Genomic DNA, 19,720 nt, shown 5'->3' on the forward strand with positions numbered 1-19,720 from the left:
ATCCAAAGTTGTTTTTAGTTAAACAAAGTTATTAAAAAGTATTAACAAATGTGAAGAATTAAGTATATTTCACAAATGTTAAAAACCAACACTTGAGAAACATTATTGTAACTAATTTTAACGTTTTACCTACTAAGTAGTAGCCAAAAAAGCCTCAAACAACCAATATTTTGTACTTTGATTGTTAATAAATTGAGTCGTTTTTGAAATCGACAGGTATGAAGCTGAAATGCATCATTTGGCACTTTCAGATATGATGGAGGCCTACTTAAAAGGAAGCACTATGCAAGACGTTATTGATATATCTTGGTGGCAATTGCTGTTATTTAGCTCACTTCTCATACTGCCCATCGCCATCAACCACAAGCTCAAACTCAGCCTAGGTAAAGAAGCCTCTATTAGTATTGCTCGTATGGTGGTACAGCTATTCTTGGTCGGCCTTTATCTCGAATACCTGTTTACTTTGAACAGCTTGTGGATCAATTTGTTGTGGTTATTCGCAATGATTGTGGTGGGTGCGAGTTCGATTGTTGAAAAATCAAAGCTTCCGAAACAACTGCTATTAGCACCTGTAGCATTCAGCCTTGCGGTGACTTGCGTGCCCATCGTCTTATTTATTTGCTTCTTTATTATCAAGCCTACCCCACTCTTCAACGCGCAGTACTTAATCCCTATTGCAGGGATGCTGTTAGGTAATAGCTTGAGCAGCAATATAGTGGCTCTACAGAATTTATTCGGATCTTTTGAAACCCAGAAGTCAGAGTACGAAGCGGCTATCGCTTTAGGCGCTTCTCCAACCTACGCAGCAGCGCCCTTTGTACGTAATGCGATACAGAAGGCGATGTCTCCGATCATGGCTTCCATGGCGACGACGGGCTTAGTGACACTTCCAGGGATGATGACAGGGCAAATTCTAGGGGGAGCTTCCCCAATGATCGCGATTAAGTATCAACTGATGATCATGCTGGCTATTTTCGTGATGATGAGTAGTTCATTGGCGCTCGCTCTTCACCTCTCTTTAAAGACATCTCTAACGAAAGAAGGTCGAGTCCTCGCCCGAATTAAACCCACAAACTAACCTCTTCCCTCCTTTATGATCTGGTTACACACTGACTTTGAGACAGGTTATCCACAGAAACTGTGGATAACCAAAACAGTATCGATCCTTTTTTAGTCACTTTGACTCGAATAAGGATCATTTACATTGATCCTTACTTAATTTCAAAGGCCTATGCTGCGCTACTCGATCCTGCTATTGAGTTTTTTGATGATTATTTAAAAGAGAAACTAAAAGGTTTTCTACAATAAAAAAACGGCCTGCAATGCAGACCGTCTCTAAAAAGTAATACTTCACATCGATACGATGACCGAATCGTGGTTAATCTCGTAAGTAAATCAGCCAATACCACATGCCGACAAAGATACCGCCGCCAATGATGTTGCCTAAAGTCACAGGCAATAGGTTGTTCGTTAAGAAATCCATCATGTTTAGGTCAATATAATCGGCAGGGTTAGCACCCGTCATTGTCCAAAACTCAGCAGGAGCAAATGTTTTGATACCGATAGCGAGCGGAACTTGGAACATGTTTGCAATACAGTGCTCAAAACCCGACGACACAAACATCGCTACAGGTAAAATCATAACCGCAATTTTGTCCGTTAGGGTACGCCCACTGAATGTCATCCACACCGCAATACACACCAACACGTTACACATAATGCCGAGCGCAATCGCTTGAATAAAGTCGTGATGCATTTTGTGCTGAGAGATGGCCATCGCGTTGAGTCCGACTTGACCATTATCAAACATGTATTGTTTAGTCGCGAGCATGCACGCAACCAACAATAAAGCGCCGATAAGGTTGCCCACATAAACCGTCGCCCAGTTTTTAATCAAGGTCACCCAAGTGATCTTACCGCTCGCTCTCGCCACTAACGTTAAAACAGAGCTGGTAAACAACTCGCCGCCAGTAACCACCACAAGGATCAAGCCTAAGCTAAATGCCAAACCGCCGAGTACGCGAGTAATGCCCCACGGTAAATCACCAGCGCCGGTCGTCACGATGGTGTAAAACACGAACGCAATGCCGATATGTATGCCCGCTGAAATCGCGAGAAGAAAGGATTTAATTGGATCTTTTGTTGCTTTACCTACGCCAATATCAGCAGCGCGCTCAGCCATTTGTGGCGGTAATAATGAGTCAAATTGGTTTAGATTCATGTGATTTACATTTTGAAACATGTCGTTGGGGAGCGCGATAATCCTCTCTTTCATTTCTTAATTCAAGAGCTATTTTGCGCTCAAATAACCTTCAACAATCGAGAAAACACCAAACTTGCAATGATATTGAAAATTCATACGACTTTAGTAGTAAATACAAAACTCTGATGAATGAAAACTTATCAACAATAAAAACGACACATCTATAAATATCAACAAGTTACGTTAAAACAAAAGGAATAGCGTACACTATTCAGCCCCTTCGTTCTCAAGATTTTGATATAGATCAACAGAACGTAAAAAAGCGCCCTAAGGCGCTTTTAAGTTAATCACAAATAAAGGAAATAGTTATGCTAAACCGAAGGTTCAATCACTTGTTCTGATGATTGCTCTAAAGCGGCATCTTCACGATTGGATTCAACGTTAGTCGGTGTCACGTCGGAGCGACTTTCGGTGGCAACTTTACCGCCTAAGCTTTTCAAACTATCCACCAGCTCTTCCAAGCTCTTTATATGTGCATCACCCTTAGTAAACTGCTCATCCAAAAACTCATTATGCTTATTTGTCTCAGCAAGCTGTTGGGCTTGTTTCTGATTTTCGAGTTCTAAATTAGCAAGTTGTTCTGAAAGTGCTTCAACCTCAGATTTCAGTTGCGTGGTCATATCAGAGCTTTTGAGCGTTTTAATACTCTCTACGATCTTCTGAGCTTGAAGACGTAAAACCACATCACGGTAGTCTTGATCATTCAGGATCTGAGAAATACTCAAAAACTGGTTCTCGGCATTCAATACCGATTGCTCAAATCGATCACCCTTCACATTAGCAAGTAACTTGACCTCATGCGCGACACTGCGTACGTGGTTCAATTCGAATTCAGCGGCTTTGACGGCGTCTTCGATAATTGATTTCTCACGTGGACTCGCCTTAACCTGACTTTCCGCCAATGCAATTTGAGAACTGGCCTTAGCAAAGGTAAGCGGCACAACATCATCAAAGTCTTCATCTTCTAAGAACTCTAATTCGTTCTTTAGCGGTTCAATGTATTTCTTATGGGCGACTTTGACTTCTAATGAGCGAGCGTGGTTAAGAAACTCAACCTGCGCTTCCTGAGCATCTTCAAGCTCATCAACCAATACGTATTCAAACAACTCACTGTATTCAGCGTAAAGTCTCTTATAGTTCGACGCGAACATCGTATCAGCACCCAAGTATTTCAGATAATCCATCTGAACGATCGAATCCGCTAATACTCTATCGGCCTTTTTCTTTAACACCAGAATCGAATCATAGTTTGATTTAACTAAAGCGATTTTTTCATCAAAAGCTTCAGCGTACGTTAGGCTCGAAAAAATTGAATAGCTTTTCGTTAGACGAGTTTCATCTTTCAGTAAATCGGCATAAATGCTTTCCGCATCATCCCAAGCATCTAGTAGTTCATTGTAATTTTCTGGCGCATAAAGAGACAATTGAGCATGGCTTTCAAGCTTACTTTCCCATTCGAGATGAACACTTTGCACAGAATCAAACGTTCGGGCATTTGATGAAGACTCATTGCCATTCGTGCTTTGGTTCGCTTCTGTCTGTTCAGAGGGAGTGCTCTGACACCCTGCAATTGCAAATAGCATACTGATCATTAATGCTACTTTGTTGGCTCTCACTGATGCATTTCCTTTTTTAAACAATATTTGCTCGATGCATTATATTTCTAGTCTCACAATATATTACAACCACTTAGCAATAAACATCATTCATTAGTGAAGCGTGTGAAATTCGCCCAATTAAACAAAAAACAACCGCTCATACGCTGATTAATCATTCAATTTGGTATCACTTATCAATTCTCTTTATTTGCTATTGCCTGAGTTGTGAATGCGCACTAAGGTGAAGGTAGAGAACGTTATGAATATATAGGTTAATTATGAAGTACAACGCTGAAAACATTGCTGATTTAAACCTCCTTCTTCAATTTGATGTAAGTAGCGCAGCTACTGGAATTAAAGTTCATCAAGAGGCAGCTCAAGAAACTCAAGACGCTGTTAAGCGCCTATTCGAAAAGAACCTTTGTACTCAGCCAGACGGCGGTTACCTGACAGATGAAGGTATACAGATGGCAGAGCGCGCAGACAAACTACTTCGCGTACTAAACTAAAGCTCCACTGTTCTAGTAAAAACTCCACTCGCCTAGGCCGTGGAGTTTTTTCATTTTTGGGCAAAGGTTTGTTAGGCTTATTGTAAATTCGTCATTTGCAGTTGTGAGGAACACATGGCTTCTATATTTATTGTGGGTGCAGGCTGGGTCGGTGCGCCTTTATCTGAACATCTCGTCAAACATGGTAACCGGGTCGTCGTTACGAAGACTACCCAAGCAGGCGCTGACGCTATTGGCAACGAACGCATTCCTTGTGAAGTATTCAGTTTTGATGCAATACAACCTGAACGCGCTATTGGCCAACTCTATTCACTCCTATTAGAAAACAACACCGAGATAGTTATTGGTAGCTTTCCTCCCGGCTTTAGAAAAGGCGCTGGTGTCGAGTACGCCGACTATTGGCAACAACTGACCAGCGCTTGCCAGAAGGCAAACGTGAAAAAACTCATTATGGTCAGTTCGACGACGGTATACCCAACCAAGCCCGGAGTTCTGTACGAGCAAGACGCCTCACTCACCCTTTCTACCTCAGCAAACGAGCAAGCATCTGCATTTTCGGACAATGCACGCGTGATGCTTCAGGCTGAACAATTGGTGATGGATTCCGGTATCGATTACACCATTCTTCGCTTCAGTGGGTTAATCGGCCCTAGTCGTCATCCATCTCGATTCGCAAGCAAGCTAAAGCAGGTCAGCTCTCAAGCACCAGCCAACATGCTTCACCTTGATGACGCGATTGGTGCGGTCGATTTCGCCATCAATCAACTGCACAATGAAATCGTAAATGTCACCACACCAAATACAGTGAGCAAGGCGGAGTTCTACGCAGCTGCACTAAAAAGTGCCAATAGCAGCGAGCCACTCCCTCCTATTGTCGACACCCCTGACAAGCTGATCTCTTCTAAAAAGATCCTCGGTTTAGGTTACTCGTTTAAATTCGATTCCACATTGGATGCTCTTTATGATTAATCAATCCATAACTAACCGATCCATAGCTAAGCAATCTGCAAAGAACTCAGGGACTAAGCTACATCGCTCGATCGACACCCTTTGGAACTTCATGTCGATGGGTCACAAGGTTGCACCTTCAGACTGTATATTTGTGTTGTGCAGTAACGACACTCGCGTTGCTGAATACGCAGCTGAGCTCTACCACCAAGGTGTGGCGCCTTATATCGTCTTTTCTGGCGGTGTGGGACGCTTTACAGAAGGGTGCTTTACAGAAGGGAGCTTTGAACGTTCAGAAGCTGAAACATTCGCGGCGATCGCTCGAGACGCTGGCGTGCCAGACTCTGACATTATCATAGAGAAACACGCAACCAATACTGGGGAGAATGTACGATTCACCCACAAATTGCTGACTGAGCGTGGGCTGTCACCGAAACGACTGACCTTAGTACAAAAACCCTTTATGGAGAAACGTACTTACGCCACCTTTACTAAACAGTGGCCTGATGAAGTCATCGAGATTCAAGTCACTTCACAATGGCAAGGCTGGGTTGATTACTTTAATGAAGAGTTACCACTAGACATGGTATTGGGTGCTTTAATTGCTGATTTCGAACGGATCAAGTCTTACCCTGCGCAAGGATTTCAGATTGAGATGCCGATTCCTGATGACGTTGACCATGCCTACCAAGCGTTGAAGAAACTGGGGTTCGAATAAAGCTCTAAGTAACGTAATATTCCTTTTTAGAAAACAAAAACGGTGGCACTTGGCCACCGTTTCTTATTCTTAGTTTTTACTTGAACTTGTCGATTTTGCTTAGCTTTATTCACTTAAGAAAAATCAACCAAAGAGCCGTTTATTTACCTAACGCTTCTTTATAGTGCAAACGGCAAGCTGAAACATATTGGTCATTACCACCAATAGCAACTTGGTCGCCTTCAGCAATCGCAACACCGTGCTCGTCAGTACGAATCACCATATTCGCTTTACGACCACAGTGACAAATCGTTTTCAGCTCAACTAATTTGTCAGCCCAAGATAACAAGTAACGGCTACCTTCAAACAGTTCACCCAAGAAGTCAGTGCGCAAACCGTAACAAAGTACAGGAATATGCAGCTTATCCACCACTTCTGTTAGTTGGTAAACCTGCTCTTTCGACAAGAACTGACACTCATCGATCAAAACACAATGACGCTTTTCTTCTTCATTGAGCTTTTGGATCGCATCAAACATATTGGTGTCGCTTTTAAACAATTGAGCTTCAGATTGAAGACCAATTCGCGAGCTCACTTTACCGATACCATAGCGATCATCTAGCGCTGCAGTAAAGATCACTGGAGTCATGCCACGCTCTTGGTAATTGAATGAAGATTGAAGAAGCGTTGTTGATTTACCCGCATTCATTGCCGAGTAATAAAAATACATCTGAGCCACAGAAATATTCCTGTTATTTAAAAGTTGAAGATAAAAGCAAAGGTGAAATTACAGAATTTTTGCTAGAAAAAAGGGCTGAAAATCAGCCCTTTTTATAAGATTTACTTACGACGCCAAGTCGTGCCTTCTGGACCATCTTCCAGAACAATGCCCAACTCATTTAGCTTATCACGTGCAAGGTCGGCGTTAGCCCAATCCTTAGAAGCGCGAGAGTCATTACGTAGCTTAATAAGGCCTTCGATTTCTGCTACTTCGTCGTCATTACCCGCAGCATCACCTTTAAGGAAAGCTTCTGGGTCTTGATGAAGAATACCAATGATGTCAGCAAGTTCACGCATCAATGCACCTAGAGCACTTGCTTTTTCAATGCTTTCAGTCTTGATACGGTTGATTTCACGAGCCATTTCGAACAGCACTGAATAAGCTTCAGGTGTATTGAAATCATCGTTCATTGCCGTAGAGAAACGAGTTACATACTCTTGACCACCAGCCGGAGCTGCTGTTAGGTCTAGGCCACGAAGTGACGTGTATAAACGCTCTAGCGACGCTCGAGCTTGGTTTAGGTTATCTTCACTGTAGTTCAATTGGCTACGGTAGTGACCAGACATTAGGAAGTAACGCACGGTTTCTGCATCGTAATGCTGAAGTACGTCGCGGATAGTGAAGAAGTTACCTAGTGACTTAGACATTTTTTCTCTGTCTACCATCACCATGCCGCTGTGCATCCAAGTGTTTACATAGTCAGTACCATGTGCACAGCAAGATTGCGCGATTTCGTTCTCGTGGTGCGGGAACTGTAGATCTGAGCCACCACCGTGAATATCGAAGTGGTTACCTAGGATAGACGAGTTCATTGCTGAACATTCAATGTGCCAACCTGGACGACCTGGACCCCATGGCGATTCCCACGTAGGCTCACCTGGCTTAGACATCTTCCAAAGAACGAAATCTAACGGGCTACGTTTTGCAGAATCAACATCAACACGAGCACCAGCTTGAAGCTGATCAAGGTCTTGCTTAGAAAGCTTACCGTATTCGTCGAATTTCTTAACTTCGAACATCACGTCGCCGTTGCTTGCAACATAAGCAAAACCACGGTCAATCAGCTTTTGAACAAGCTCAATGATTTCAGTGATGAATTCTGTCGCACGAGGCTCAACATCTGGACGCTTCATGTTCAATGCATCGAAGTCTGCGTGCATTTCACCGATAAGACGCTCAGTCAGAGAATCACAAGATTCGCCGTTTTCGTTAGCACGCTTGATAATTTTGTCATCGATATCCGTGATGTTACGAACGAAGTTCAGATCGTAACCAAGGTAACGAAGGTAGCGAGTTACTACGTCGAAAGAAACGAACGTACGACCATGACCAATGTGACAGAGATCGTATATGGTTACCCCACAGACATACATGCCGACTTTGCCAGCTGTAATTGGTTTGAATTCCTCTTTCTGTCTTGTGAGCGTGTTATATATCTTCAGCATGATCTCTATCTATTTTATGGATTAATCAAAAATAAGCTCGCAGTATAACAAGTCATACCTTAATAGGTAATCCCCAAAAGCAGGAATTATACCAATCACAGTAAGTAGATGGTCATAAATAGCGCAGAAAAAATGCTTGAGAACAAGGAAGAAATTTTCGATAAGTAGTTATTCTACACTCAAAATTTCTAACGACGTTATCAAGTGTTTTAACAAGCTAGGATGACCAGTTACTTACGACGATTGGTATTATCTCAAACATCTGAGTTAAGTGAATGATTTGATGATTTGAAAGTCCGCCAACATGCGCTAGAATTCGAACTTCATATTAAAAAGACAGTAAGGTAACAATCATGATCATCCTTCACACAAATTTTGGTGACATCAAAGTTCAACTTAACGAAGAAAAAGCACCAGAAACAAGCGCAAACTTCCTACAGTATTGCCGTGACGGTTTTTACGACAACACGCTATTCCACCGTGTTATCGATGGTTTCATGGTTCAAGGCGGCGGCATGACTTCTGGCCTTAAAGAAAAAACAACTCGCGCGACGATCAAGAACGAAGCAAACAACGGCCTTGCGAACAAAGTGGGCACACTAGCAATGGCTCGTACTATGGAACCGCATTCAGCGAGCTCTCAGTTCTTCATCAACGTTAACGACAACTCTTTCCTAAACTTCCGTAGCGAAAGCCTAGACGGTTGGGGCTACTGTGTATTCGCAGAAGTTGTTGAAGGCATGGACATCGTAAACAAGATCAAAGGTGTTAGCACTGGTTCTATGGGTATGCACCAAGATGTACCTCTAGAAGAAGTGATCATCACTGGTACTACAATCGAAGCTTAATTACTCGCTTTCGATTAGTATTAATAACTGATAAGCCGATAAAATCAGGATATAGGGAGCGAATCGCTCCCTTTTTTTAGACCTATGAAAACATATTTTATATCAGATCTGCACCTTGCTCCGTCACGACCAGACATCACCGACTGCTTCCTTACTTTCATGAAGAGCGAAGCGGTAGAAGCGGATGCGCTCTACGTATTAGGTGACCTTTTCGAATTCTGGATTGGTGACGACGACACAAGTGAATTCGCAACTTCTATTCGCCAAGCGTTTATTGATCTAGTGAAAACAGGCGTACCTTGTTACTTCACGCAAGGCAATCGTGATTTCCTTGTCGGCAAAAAATTTGCCAAACAAACGGGCGTGCAACTTCTAGACGAAGTATCGACAATCGATATCTACGGACAAAAAGCGGTCGTGTTGCATGGTGATACCCTATGCACCGAAGATGTAAAATACCTCGCCTTTCGCGAAAAAGTGCATCAACCATGGCTGCAATGGATCTTCAACAGAATTCCATTTTTCATCAAGAAGAAAATTGTCTCGAAGGTTCAATCTGATATCAAAGATGACAAGCAGACGAAATCTCTCGACATCATGGATGTGACACAACAAGAAGTCGAAGATGTGATGGAGCGAAACAACGTCGACCTGATGATCCACGGCCATACTCATCGCCCTGACATCCACACCTTCAATGCTAACAATTGCACTAAAACACGTATCGTATTAGGTGATTGGTATACTCAAGGTTCAGTGTTGGTGTTCACTCCGCAAAGTTTTGACCTACAGAATCGAGAGTTTAGCAATAGCTTTTAACATCCGTCTTAAACTTTCACTTTGATTATTATTATCGGTCAGAGTTTCTTAGATTGTGTGTGGTAATTTCCACTGAATTAGCTATTATCTCTCTATCAGAAATAAACCGAACACAGTACCAAGTTGAAATATTCATACGTAGCGCGTCAACCAATACTCGACACAGGCAAGAAAACCATAGGTTACGAGTTGCTATTCAGGGATGGTCCTAAGAACACTTTCCCTGAAGTAGAGCCGGAGCTCGCTACTAGTCGTTTGCTTTCCGACCACTTTTTATCAACTCACTATAATACGTTGGGTGATAAGCTTGGGTTCGTGAACTTTCCTTATGCAAGCCTGATTAACTTGGTCCCTACCCTGTTCCCAAAAGAAAGCCTTGTTGTTGAGGTTCTTGAAGACTGCGAACCAACCGACGAATTACTTGAAGCAATCAAAACCATCTACGATGCGGGTTATACCATCGCACTGGATGACTTTGTACCGAGCAAAGCGTGGAAGCGCTTCTTACCGTACGTTTCAATTATCAAGTTTGATATCCGTTTGATCTCAATCGCGAAAGCTTCGATGTTCATGAACTCTCTCAAAGGGTTGGACATTAAGTTCCTCGCTGAAAAAGTCGAGACTTACGATGAATATCAAGAAGCAAACCAAGCAGGCTTCACTTACTTCCAAGGCTATTTCTTTAGTAAGCCGGAAATGATTCAAACTCGCGCGCTCAACCCTGCGTTTTTGACGATTGTTCAGTTGTTGAAAGAGATCGCTAACGACCCTATCGACTTCGGTGAAGTCGAACGTCTGATTACATTAGACGTCACGCTGTCTTACAAGTTACTTGCCTATGTGAACTCCGCAGGCGGATCAGCAACAACCATCCGCTCATTTCGCCAAGCACTTATTTTCCTTGGCGAGCAAAAGCTACGCAAGTTCGTTTCACTTGTGGCGATTGCCTCCGCGAAAGAAGACAAGCCTGATTCACTCTATGGTTTAGCGGTATTACGTGCTCGTGAGTGTGAACTGTTAGTCGAGAAGATGAATGTGAAAGTGGAACCCGGACAAGCCTTTTTGACCGGTATGTTCTCACTGCTCGACTCACTGTTTGACCAACCGTTGAAACAAGTACTGGACTCAGTACCGATTGATGAAGAGATAAAACAAGCTCTAATACAACGTAAAGGCGTATTAGGTGCGATCTTAGCGATGGTTATCGCTTATGAACAAGCTCGATGGGATGAAGCAACGCGCATTCGTAAACTGCTCAAGTTAAGCGAAGCAGAGCTCGGACAAGCTTATGACGAAGCAACGACTTGGGCTCAAGAGCTCTTGTCCCCGGCATTGAAATAGTTCTCTTGAGACAACCTCCCCAATAGAAACTAAGCTTTGGCGAGCGATCATTTCTTGGTAAACTCCACGCATTCATTTATGGCCTCTTAATAGAGGCCATTTTTACAGGATTTGACTATGTCTTCATGCCCATGCGGTAGCAAAAATACTTACCAACAATGCTGCGAATCAGCGCACCTTAACCACAGTGCCGTCGAAACGCCCGAGCAATTGATGCGCTCACGCTATTCTGCACATGTGCTTGGTTTGGTGGATTATGTGGTTGCTACTTATCACCCAAGCTGTAATGCAGAATCGCAGAGAGAAGGCATTGCTGAATCTATCGATAGTGATTGGGCGGGCTTAGAAGTTATAGATACAGCAGCAGGCTCAGACGAAAACGAAGGCTTTGTTGAGTTTAAAGCTTACTTCAATGAAGACGGCGCACAATACTGCATGCAAGAGCGCTCACGTTTCGTGCGTGAAGGAGGTCTTTGGTACTACATTGATGGCACCTTCCCCGCTCAAGAAAACGAGCAAGAAGAAGCTACACAACCAGAAATTGATCCTCGCTTAAATCAAACCGTTGAAAGCTTTAAGATAGGCCGTAACGACCCGTGTATATGTGGCAGTGGTAAGAAATATAAAAAGTGCTGCGGGTAACTCGTACATCTAGGAAGTCAGATTAAGAGAAGAGACTCCTGATGTCGCATAGGATCCTCGGAATGACGAGGCCTAAAGATGAAGAAATGTACTCAAGAATTGAACGCTAAAAAAGCCCCGTAAACATGTTTGTTTACGGGGCTTTTGTTTATCTTTTGCGTGGTTCTATTAATCTAAAAAGGGCTTACTTATGGCGCTCTTTTAGTTTATTCACCACGTCGTTCATCGATAAACCTTGGTCTTGAAGAAGAACCATCAAGTGGTAAATCAAATCCGCGGATTCACACACTAACTCCGCCTTATCGCCCGACGTCGCCGCAAGCGCGACTTCAACGCCTTCTTCGCCCACTTTTTGCGAAATACGCTTGGTGCCACGGGCATATAGACTGGCAGTATAAGAAGACTCAGGGTCTGCGTCCTTGCGGGCAGCCAATAGCTGCTCAAGCTGATGAAGCCACACCATCTGAGACTCTTGTTGTTTGTCTCCATCCCAGCACGTTGTTGTACCTGTGTGACACGTTGGGCCAATGGGGTTAACCTTAACCAACAAGGTATCATTGTCACAATCCAAGGCGATGTTTTGCAGTTGCAAGACGTTGCCCGACGTTTCACCTTTCGTCCAAAGACGCTCTTTTGTGCGAGAGAAAAACGTCACGTGACCCGTTTCACCGGTTTTTTCAAGTGCTGCTGGGTTCATGTATCCCATCATCAACACTTGGCTCGATTGGTAATCTTGAACAATAGCAGGCACTAGGCCATCTACTTTTTCCCAATTGATACGCTCTGATAATGCGCCTACTTCTGTTTTTGATAAGCTTACGGGTTCAAAACTCATAGTCGCACCTCTACATCTTGTTGTTTTAAATACTGTTTAAGTTCACCAATATTGATGACTTGTTTGTGGAATACAGAAGCCGCTAATGCTCCGTCCACGTTGGTCTTTTTGTAGGCTTCAGCAAAGTGCTCCATCGCGCCAGCACCACCAGAGGCAATCAATGGCACGTTACACACTTCACGCACCATGTTTAGCTGATCAATATCATAGCCGTTGCGAACACCATCTTGGTTCATCATGTTTAACACAATCTCACCGGCACCACGCTTTTGTACTTCTTGCACCCAGTCTTTGGTTTCCCATTTGGTCGCTTTGGTACGCGCTTCATCGCCAGTGAATTGGTAAACCTGATATTTACCCGTTTCTTTGTCGAAGTATGAATCGATGCCAACAACGATACATTGAACGCCGAACTTATCAGCAAGGTCAGTGATCAGTTGAGGGTTAGCTAGTGCAGGCGAGTTAATCGATACTTTATCCGCACCAAACTCAAGAATGCGCGCTGCATCTTCTGCTGACTTAATACCACCAGCCACACAGAAAGGAATATCGATCACTTCTGCTACGCGTTTTACCCAGCTCTTGTCGACTACACGACCATCGCTTGATGCGGTGATGTCGTAAAATACTAATTCATCAGCGCCCTCTTCTGCATAGCGTTGTGCTAGCGGAACGATGTCACCAATAATTTCGTGGTTACGGAACTGAACGCCCTTAACCACTTGTCCGTCACGGACATCCAAACAAGGGATTATTCGCTTTGCCAACATGCAAATGCCTCCTCTGCGGTAAACTTGCCATCAAGTAACGCACGACCAACAATCACGCCAGCAACACCGCTGCCTTTCAGCGCTTCGATATCCGCTAAGCTGCCGATGCCGCCCGATGATTGGAATTGCACTTGTGGGTACTGCTTACAAAGATCAACATAGAGCTCTACGTTTGAGCCTTCTAACGTGCCGTCACGTGAAATATCAGTACACAGAACGTGTTTCAAGCCAACCGTTAGGTAATCTTCAATCAATGCTTCAATCGTCACGCCTGAATCTTCTTGCCAACCTGAAATCGCGACTTTACGTGTACCGCTTTCGTCGATGTTGATGTCCAGAGCCAATACGATTTTTTCTGCGCCGTACTTTTCCATCCAACCTTTAACAAGCTCAGGTTGTTTCACCGCTGTTGAACCGACAACAACGCGCTGTGCGCCAGCTTCAAGTAGGTCGACCACGTCTTGCTCGTTACGAACACCTCCACCAATTTGGATATTGGCAGGCGTACTAGCAAGTAGCTTGGCGATGAGGTCAAGTTGACGAGCGGTTGTGTCTTTTGCACCCGTTAAGTCAACAAGGTGAAGCCAACCTGCGCCAGCTTGGTGATACAGATTGAACTGCTCTGCTGGATCGACTTTGTATTCTGTTACTTGCCCGTAATCCCCTTGGAATAAGCGAACTACTTGGCCTTCAATTAAATCTAATGCGGGAATAATCATTTACATTCCTTATATGGCAACGTTGGCCGCTGCCTAATCCTTATTACAATTCCAAGAAGTTCTGAATCAGCTTAGAGCCTGCTTTTGAAGAACGCTCTGGGTGGAACTGAACACCATAATAATTGCCACTTTGCACTGCTGCTGTGAACGGATTGCCATAATCACATTGTGCGATGGTGTAGTCACCCACTGGCATTGCGAAGCTGTGGACAAAATAGAAGTACTCGCCTTCTTCGATGTCTTTGAATAGCGGGTGGTTAGGTGTCGCGGTAACTGTGTTCCAACCCATGTGTGGTAGCGGTAAATCACCTGTTTCAAGTAAACGAACTTCACCATCACACAAGCCTAGACATTCAACTAATGCGTCAGCCTTTTGGCCTTTCTCTTGAGACAGTTTGCCTAACAGCTGCATACCTAAACAAATACCCAGCAGAGGCTTCTCTACTTGTTTCACAAGAGAAACAAGGTCGCGCTCTTGCAAGTTCTTCATTGCCTCACTCGCCGTGCCTACACCGGGTAGGAATAGCTTGTCGGCAGCAAGAACCACTTCTGGCTCTTTTGAAATTTCAACAGCATAGCCCAAACGTTCAATGGCAAATTTCACCGAAGAAACGTTGGCACAACCAGTATCAATAATGACGACTTTTTGATCTTTCATTGTTTTTTCCTTGCTAACGTTAGCCTTACAGGACGCCTTTGCTGCTTGGTAACTCGTTACCTTCAACTTTGATTGCTTGGCGAAGAGTACGACCAAACGCTTTAAACAGGCTCTCAATGATGTGGTGATCATTATTGCCAGCAGAAGAAAGGTGTAGCGTACAAGCCAGTGTGTCGGTTAGAGAACGGAAGAAGTGAACCACCATCTCAGTTGAAAGATCACCCACTTGCTCACGGCTGAACTTAGCATCGAACTTCAGGTATGGGCGACCAGAAAGGTCTAGCGCACACTGAGCTAAACACTCGTCCATTGGCAGGCTGAAACCAAAGCGGCCAATGCCACGTTTGTCGCCTAGCGCATCTTTCAATGCTTGGCCTAGCGCAAGCGCCGTGTCTTCTACTGTGTGGTGGTCATCAATGTGTAGATCGCCTTTCACAGTCAGGTTCATTTGGAAACCGCCGTGTGTCGCGATTTGATCAAGCATGTGATCGAAGAAACCCATGCCAGTATCGATCTTGTTACCACCGGTTTCATCAAGGTTTACGGCTACCTTGATGTCGGTTTCTTTGGTCGTACGAACCACTTCTGCTACACGAGCATTAACCGTTAGATCTTTAACGATCTGTGGCCAGTTGAGTGTGCCTTCCGTTTGCGCATCTGGTCCGTATTGGATACCACGAATTGCCATGTTCTCAGCAAGTTGAAGATCCGTCATTCGGTCGCCAATTACGACTGACTTTTGGAAGTCGACTTTACCGCCTTGAAGGTATTCTTTAACCATACCTAGCTTTGGCTTACGGCAAGAACAGTTGTCTTCATCAAAGTGAGGGCAGATTAGAACATCATCAAACTTAACGCCCTGAGATTCAAAGAACTCCATCATCATATTGTGCGGAGCATCGAACTCTTCTTGTGGGTAGCTATCGGTGCCTAAACCATCTTGGTTAGTAACCATGACTAAACTGTAACCAGCATCTTGCAGTGCAAGTAGGCTAGGAATCACTAACGGTTCGAATTTTAGTTTGTCTAAACGGTCTACTTGAAAGTCGACTGGCGGCTCAACAATTAAGGTGCCATCACGGTCTATAAAAAGTATTTTCTGTTGTTTACTCACTTGAACTTCCTTTTAATTTTAAATCTGGTGGCCTAGCTAAAATCAAACGCTAACCCAAATAATGGTTTCATTTGTCAGTCGGTTATTAATCAACTCAAGACTGACAAATGTTATTACTGATAAGCCGTTCGTTACTGATAAAAGTTACGAATGAATCCAAGTGTCTTTTCGCACTCTTCGCGGTTACCAATACTAATGCGAACACAGTCTTCAATTGGCGAATTACGTAAAATAATGCCACTGTCCCATGCTGCTTTAAATAAATCATCACCGTTCGGGAATTTAACCAGAAGGTAATTACCCCAGCCATCGAAGACCGTAATTTGAGGCATGCCCATTAGGCCCGCTTGTAAATAAGCTCGGTTGGCGCTCAAATCAAGAACCTGAAATTTCGCTCTTGCTAACCCGTGTTCTGACAACGCTTGAACAGCAATGTCAGCAACAGGAACTGGTACTGGGTAAGGTGCTATCACTTTCAACAGTACATCAATCAGTTCTTGGTTTGCTAGAGTAAATCCGCAACGTAAACCCGCCAATGCAAATGCTTTCGATAGAGTTCGAAGAATCGCTAGATTCGGATACTGAGCAAGTAAATCCACCGTTGATGCTTCAGGGCAGAAATCGATATACGCTTCGTCCATTACAACAATGGCTTTGTCTTGAGTCATCTCAAGCAATTTAACGATGTCTTTACGGTTAACTAGGTTACCTGTTGGGTTATTTGGGCTACAAACAAAGACCACTTTTACGTTATCGAGTTGAGCTTCAATCGCAGAAAGATCCAGTTGCCATTCAGACGTCAAAGGCACAACCTTACGCTCAACACCGATAGTCTCTGCACTGATAGCGTACATACCGTAGGTCGGTGGGCAGTAAAGAATCGCATCTTCATTTGGCTCACAGAACGCACGAATCAAAAGTTCGATACCTTCGTCAGCACCACGAGTAGTCAACGTTTGCTCTGGTGCAACACCCGCATATTGAGCGTAAGCATCGATCAATTCTTTCGGCTGACACTCACTGTAACGATTAAGTCGAGTCAGATTTAAGGTGTACTCATTATCAAACGGAGATTCGTTGGCGTTCAACCATACATCTCCGCTGCCACCGATGCGTCTTGCAGACAAGTAAGGTGTCAGAGCCTGAACTTGTTTTCTTGCTAACTTCTCCATGCTCTACCCTTATTTCGCTTTATTTAGCTGTTCAAATCGATTTAATTTTTCAACTCGGATGGTCACCGCACGTTTGTGCGCGTCCAAACCTTCGGCTTCCGCCATTGTTACTACTGTTGGCGCTAGGCCTTTTAAGCCATCCGCTGTTAACTCTTGTACTGTCATACGCTTAGAGAAATCAGCCAAACCTAGGCTTGAATAGGTTTTGGTATAGCCGTAAGTCGGTAATACGTGGTTTGTACCGGAAGCGTAATCACCCGCAGACTCTGGAGACCAATCACCAAGGAAAATTGAACCCGCATTATCTAGCAATGGCAGCAGTTCGCGTGGGTTCTTGGTTTGAACAATCAAGTGTTCAGGACCGTAGAAATTCGAAATCGCAATGGCTTGAGTGATCGATTCTGCAATGATGATTAGGCTTGAAGCTAATGCTTGCTGAGCAATCGTAGCGCGAGACAGTTCTTTCAACTGCTTTTGCACGGCTTCGGTTACTTGGTCCGCCACAATTGGAGATGGCGTTACCAGTACCACTTGTGAATCAGGACTATGCTCGGCTTGGCTTAGTAAATCTGCCGCAATGAAATCCGCGTCTGCGGTTTCATCAGCAATCACCAACACTTCAGACGGACCAGCGGGCATATCAATCGCCGCGCCGCGGAAGTCATTACTTACTTGGCGTTTAGCTTCGGTCACGTAAGCGTTACCTGGGCCAAAGATTTTATCGACCTTTGCAACACTCTCTGTACCGTAAGCCATTGCTGCAACCGCTTGACCACCGCCTACATTGTAAACCTCATCGATTTTACAAAGCTTAGCGACATACAAGATTTCATCGGCAATTGGCGGAGGCGAACAAAGCACAACCTTACGACAACCAGCAATCTGAGCAGGAACACCCAACATAAGAACCGTTGATGGAAGTGGTGCGCTGCCGCCAGGGATGTACAAACCCACCGTATTAATAGCACGAGTCACTTGCTCACAAACTACACCAGGTTGAGTTTCAACCTTAATTGGTTGAGGTTTTTGAGCTTCGTGGAACTTAGCAATATTACGATAAGCTTGCTCAAGCGCTTGCTTCATCTCTGGTGTTAAACGCGCGCAGGCTTCTTCGATCTCTTCAGAACGTACTCGAATCGATTCAGGTGTCACACCATCAAACTTTTCGGTCAGTTCTTTGAGCGCTGCATCGCCTTCATTTCTTACTTTTGCAATTACACCAGACACAGTCGCTGTGATATTCGCACCTTCAGCAATCGCTGGGCGCTCTAATACTGAGTCTTGCTGTGATTCACTTAATGATTGCCAAACAACGGTTCTCATAGCAGTTACCCCATCATTTTTTCGATTGGTAGTACTAGGATTGAGCTTGCACCCAACTCTTTCAATTGTTCCATTGTTTCCCAGAACAAGTTCTCTGTACTTACTAGGTGAACGGCAACTTTGTCTTTGTCTGTTGATAGAGGAAGAACCGTTGGATCTTCAGCGCCAGGCAGTAGTGCTTTGATTTGCTCTAGCTGAGAAGTTGGAGCGTGAAGCATGATGTACTTCGACTCTTTCGCTTGTTGAACACCCTGCATACGAGTCAGTAGTTTCTCAATCAATGCAGTTTTGTCAGCGTCGAACTCACCCACACGTTGAATCAGTGTTGCTTTAGATTGGAAGATAGCTTCTGCTTCTTTTAGGCCGTTTGCTTCTAGCGTCGCACCCGTAGAAACTAAATCGGCGATAGCGTCTGCGAGGCCTGCGCGAGGAGCCACTTCAACCGAGCCTGTTAGCATACAAGTGCTGAATTCAACACCCTGCTCGTCCATGTAGGCTTTTAGTAGTTGTGGGTAAGTGGTCGCAATACGTTTGCCCGCTAGATCTTGAGGGCCGTTGTATTCTTCGTCTTTGTTGATAGCGATAGAAAGGCGGCAACCACCGAAGTCTAAGCGACGTAGTGTGCGGAACTCTGAAGGCTCTTTAAGAGCAACACGGTCTAGGCGAACTTCTTCCAGTTCATTTTCACCGATGAAACCAAGGTCAACCACACCATCCATGATAAGACCTGGGATGTCATCGTCACGAACTAGTAACAAGTCGATTGGCATATTTAGTGAATGAACAACTAGGCGCTCACCCATGATGTTAAATTTAACACCACATTTTTTAAGTAGATCTTGGCACTCTTTACTTAAGCGACCTTTCTTTTGAATTGCGATTCTTAGGCGTTGTGTCTGCATTGCTGTATCCCTGTGCAAATATTTGAATTTATTGATTATTTAAAAGCGTTAAAACTAAAAAACCCCCGGAAGACTTTGTCGTCCCGAGGGTTTAAATCTAAATTCTTTGACTTAACCTCCGGGAGAATTCTTGCTCCCGGGTATACGTAAATCTCCCCGAAAGACTAGATAGGGTGATGATGGTGATGAATGTTCATTACTAGTTTACGCATACTTATCAGCTCTTAGGTTGTTTGCTGTCTTGTCTCCACACTAACTAAGGTCACATCCTTTTTCAACCATTTATTCGAACTTTTTTCACGAAATTTAAAATTAAATTAACAGGCACAAAAAAGG

At 44.0% G+C, this 19,720-nt stretch carries 20 protein-coding genes and 1 other annotated feature; of the genes, 8 read left to right on the top strand and 12 right to left on the bottom strand.

Going from position 1 to position 19,720, the window contains the following annotated elements; all coding sequences use genetic code 11:
* Positions 1-283 precede the first annotated feature (283 nt).
* The gene (locus tag BCT49_RS11855; RefSeq protein WP_102435367.1) at positions 284-1,078 is read left to right on the top strand and encodes an ABC transporter permease; all 795 of its coding nucleotides are present in this window, start codon (positions 284-286) and stop codon (positions 1,076-1,078) included.
* 300 nt (positions 1,079-1,378) lie between these two features.
* On the opposite strand, the gene focA is transcribed toward BCT49_RS11855, so the two are convergent.
* The gene (gene focA, locus BCT49_RS11860) at positions 1,379-2,221 is read right to left on the bottom strand and encodes a formate transporter FocA (protein ID WP_102435414.1); all 843 of its coding nucleotides are present in this window, start codon (positions 2,219-2,221) and stop codon (positions 1,379-1,381) included.
* A gap of 353 nt (positions 2,222-2,574) precedes the next feature.
* Entirely contained in the window at positions 2,575-3,879 is a 1,305-nt protein-coding gene (locus BCT49_RS11865) for an ATPase (RefSeq protein ID WP_102435369.1), read from the bottom strand.
* Between the two features lie 260 nt (positions 3,880-4,139).
* Here BCT49_RS11865 and BCT49_RS11870 point away from each other — a divergent pair, with 260 nt between their 5' ends.
* From BCT49_RS11870 to BCT49_RS11880, 3 genes are all read left to right on the top strand, one after another.
* Positions 4,140-4,370 carry a TIGR02647 family protein gene (locus tag BCT49_RS11870; protein WP_004734587.1) on the top strand — a complete coding sequence of 77 codons (231 nt, stop codon included), beginning with the start codon at positions 4,140-4,142 and terminating at the stop codon, positions 4,368-4,370.
* A gap of 114 nt (positions 4,371-4,484) precedes the next feature.
* Entirely contained in the window at positions 4,485-5,339 is an 855-nt protein-coding gene (locus tag BCT49_RS11875) for an NAD(P)H-binding protein (protein WP_102435371.1), read from the top strand.
* Positions 5,332-6,036 (top strand): YdcF family protein, encoded by a 705-nt coding sequence (locus BCT49_RS11880; protein ID WP_102435373.1) that lies wholly within the window; start codon positions 5,332-5,334, stop codon positions 6,034-6,036. The genes BCT49_RS11875 and BCT49_RS11880 overlap by 8 nt, the downstream gene beginning before the upstream one ends.
* Before the next feature lie 139 nt (positions 6,037-6,175).
* Here BCT49_RS11880 and BCT49_RS11885 read toward each other — a convergent pair whose 3' ends face one another.
* Together BCT49_RS11885 and cysS are read right to left on the bottom strand one after the other, a co-directional pair.
* Positions 6,176-6,754 (bottom strand): thymidine kinase, encoded by a 579-nt coding sequence (locus BCT49_RS11885; RefSeq protein WP_017109910.1) that lies wholly within the window; start codon positions 6,752-6,754, stop codon positions 6,176-6,178.
* Between the two features lie 101 nt (positions 6,755-6,855).
* Positions 6,856-8,241 (bottom strand): cysteine--tRNA ligase, encoded by a 1,386-nt coding sequence (gene cysS / locus BCT49_RS11890; RefSeq protein ID WP_102435375.1) that lies wholly within the window; start codon positions 8,239-8,241, stop codon positions 6,856-6,858.
* Between the two features lie 353 nt (positions 8,242-8,594).
* On the opposite strand from cysS, the gene BCT49_RS11895 reads away from it, so the two are divergent.
* The 4 genes from BCT49_RS11895 to BCT49_RS11910 all read left to right on the top strand — a co-directional run bounded on the left by BCT49_RS11895 (position 8,595) and on the right by BCT49_RS11910 (position 11,891).
* Positions 8,595-9,089 (top strand): peptidylprolyl isomerase, encoded by a 495-nt coding sequence (locus tag BCT49_RS11895; protein WP_004734582.1) that lies wholly within the window; start codon positions 8,595-8,597, stop codon positions 9,087-9,089.
* Between the two features lie 84 nt (positions 9,090-9,173).
* Positions 9,174-9,908, top strand: a complete 735-nt coding sequence (lpxH, locus tag BCT49_RS11900) for a UDP-2,3-diacylglucosamine diphosphatase (protein ID WP_102435377.1) — start codon at positions 9,174-9,176, stop codon at positions 9,906-9,908.
* A 123-nt stretch (positions 9,909-10,031) separates the two neighbouring features.
* Entirely contained in the window at positions 10,032-11,249 is a 1,218-nt protein-coding gene (locus tag BCT49_RS11905; protein ID WP_102435378.1) for an EAL and HDOD domain-containing protein, read from the top strand.
* Between the two features lie 117 nt (positions 11,250-11,366).
* Complete coding sequence (locus tag BCT49_RS11910) at positions 11,367-11,891, top strand: YchJ family protein (protein WP_102435380.1); 525 nt, start codon at positions 11,367-11,369, stop codon at positions 11,889-11,891.
* A 184-nt stretch (positions 11,892-12,075) separates the two neighbouring features.
* On the opposite strand, the gene hisIE is transcribed toward BCT49_RS11910, so the two are convergent.
* The 8 genes from hisIE to hisG all read right to left on the bottom strand — a co-directional run bounded on the left by hisIE (position 12,076) and on the right by hisG (position 19,384).
* Positions 12,076-12,726, bottom strand: a complete 651-nt coding sequence (hisIE, locus tag BCT49_RS11915; RefSeq protein ID WP_102435382.1) for a bifunctional phosphoribosyl-AMP cyclohydrolase/phosphoribosyl-ATP diphosphatase HisIE — start codon at positions 12,724-12,726, stop codon at positions 12,076-12,078.
* Positions 12,723-13,496 carry an imidazole glycerol phosphate synthase subunit HisF gene (gene hisF, locus BCT49_RS11920; protein ID WP_017060270.1) on the bottom strand — a complete coding sequence of 258 codons (774 nt, stop codon included), beginning with the start codon at positions 13,494-13,496 and terminating at the stop codon, positions 12,723-12,725. Before hisF ends, hisIE begins: the two co-directional genes overlap by 4 nt.
* Complete coding sequence (gene hisA / locus BCT49_RS11925; protein ID WP_012604374.1) at positions 13,478-14,215, bottom strand: 1-(5-phosphoribosyl)-5-[(5-phosphoribosylamino)methylideneamino]imidazole-4-carboxamide isomerase; 738 nt, start codon at positions 14,213-14,215, stop codon at positions 13,478-13,480. Before hisA ends, hisF begins: the two co-directional genes overlap by 19 nt.
* A 43-nt stretch (positions 14,216-14,258) precedes the next feature.
* Positions 14,259-14,873: an imidazole glycerol phosphate synthase subunit HisH gene (gene hisH, locus BCT49_RS11930; protein WP_102278364.1), complete on the bottom strand. Its 615-nt coding sequence runs from the start codon at positions 14,871-14,873 to the stop codon at positions 14,259-14,261.
* Positions 14,874-14,898: 25 nt separating this feature from the next.
* Positions 14,899-15,987 (bottom strand): bifunctional histidinol-phosphatase/imidazoleglycerol-phosphate dehydratase HisB, encoded by a 1,089-nt coding sequence (gene hisB, locus BCT49_RS11935; RefSeq protein WP_102435384.1) that lies wholly within the window; start codon positions 15,985-15,987, stop codon positions 14,899-14,901.
* A gap of 131 nt (positions 15,988-16,118) precedes the next feature.
* Positions 16,119-17,159, bottom strand: a complete 1,041-nt coding sequence (hisC, locus tag BCT49_RS11940; RefSeq protein ID WP_102435386.1) for a histidinol-phosphate transaminase — start codon at positions 17,157-17,159, stop codon at positions 16,119-16,121.
* Between the two features lie 9 nt (positions 17,160-17,168).
* Positions 17,169-18,482: a histidinol dehydrogenase gene (gene hisD / locus BCT49_RS11945; protein WP_102435388.1), complete on the bottom strand. Its 1,314-nt coding sequence runs from the start codon at positions 18,480-18,482 to the stop codon at positions 17,169-17,171.
* A 5-nt stretch (positions 18,483-18,487) separates the two neighbouring features.
* Positions 18,488-19,384: an ATP phosphoribosyltransferase gene (hisG, locus tag BCT49_RS11950; RefSeq protein WP_029223418.1), complete on the bottom strand. Its 897-nt coding sequence runs from the start codon at positions 19,382-19,384 to the stop codon at positions 18,488-18,490.
* 53 nt (positions 19,385-19,437) lie between these two features.
* Positions 19,438-19,573: a sequence feature (His leader region), on the bottom strand.
* Between the last annotated feature and the right edge of the window lie 147 nt (positions 19,574-19,720).

The sequence above is a fragment of the Vibrio lentus genome (assembly GCF_002875945.1).
Classification (GTDB): Bacteria; Pseudomonadota; Gammaproteobacteria; order Enterobacterales; family Vibrionaceae; genus Vibrio; species Vibrio apostichopi.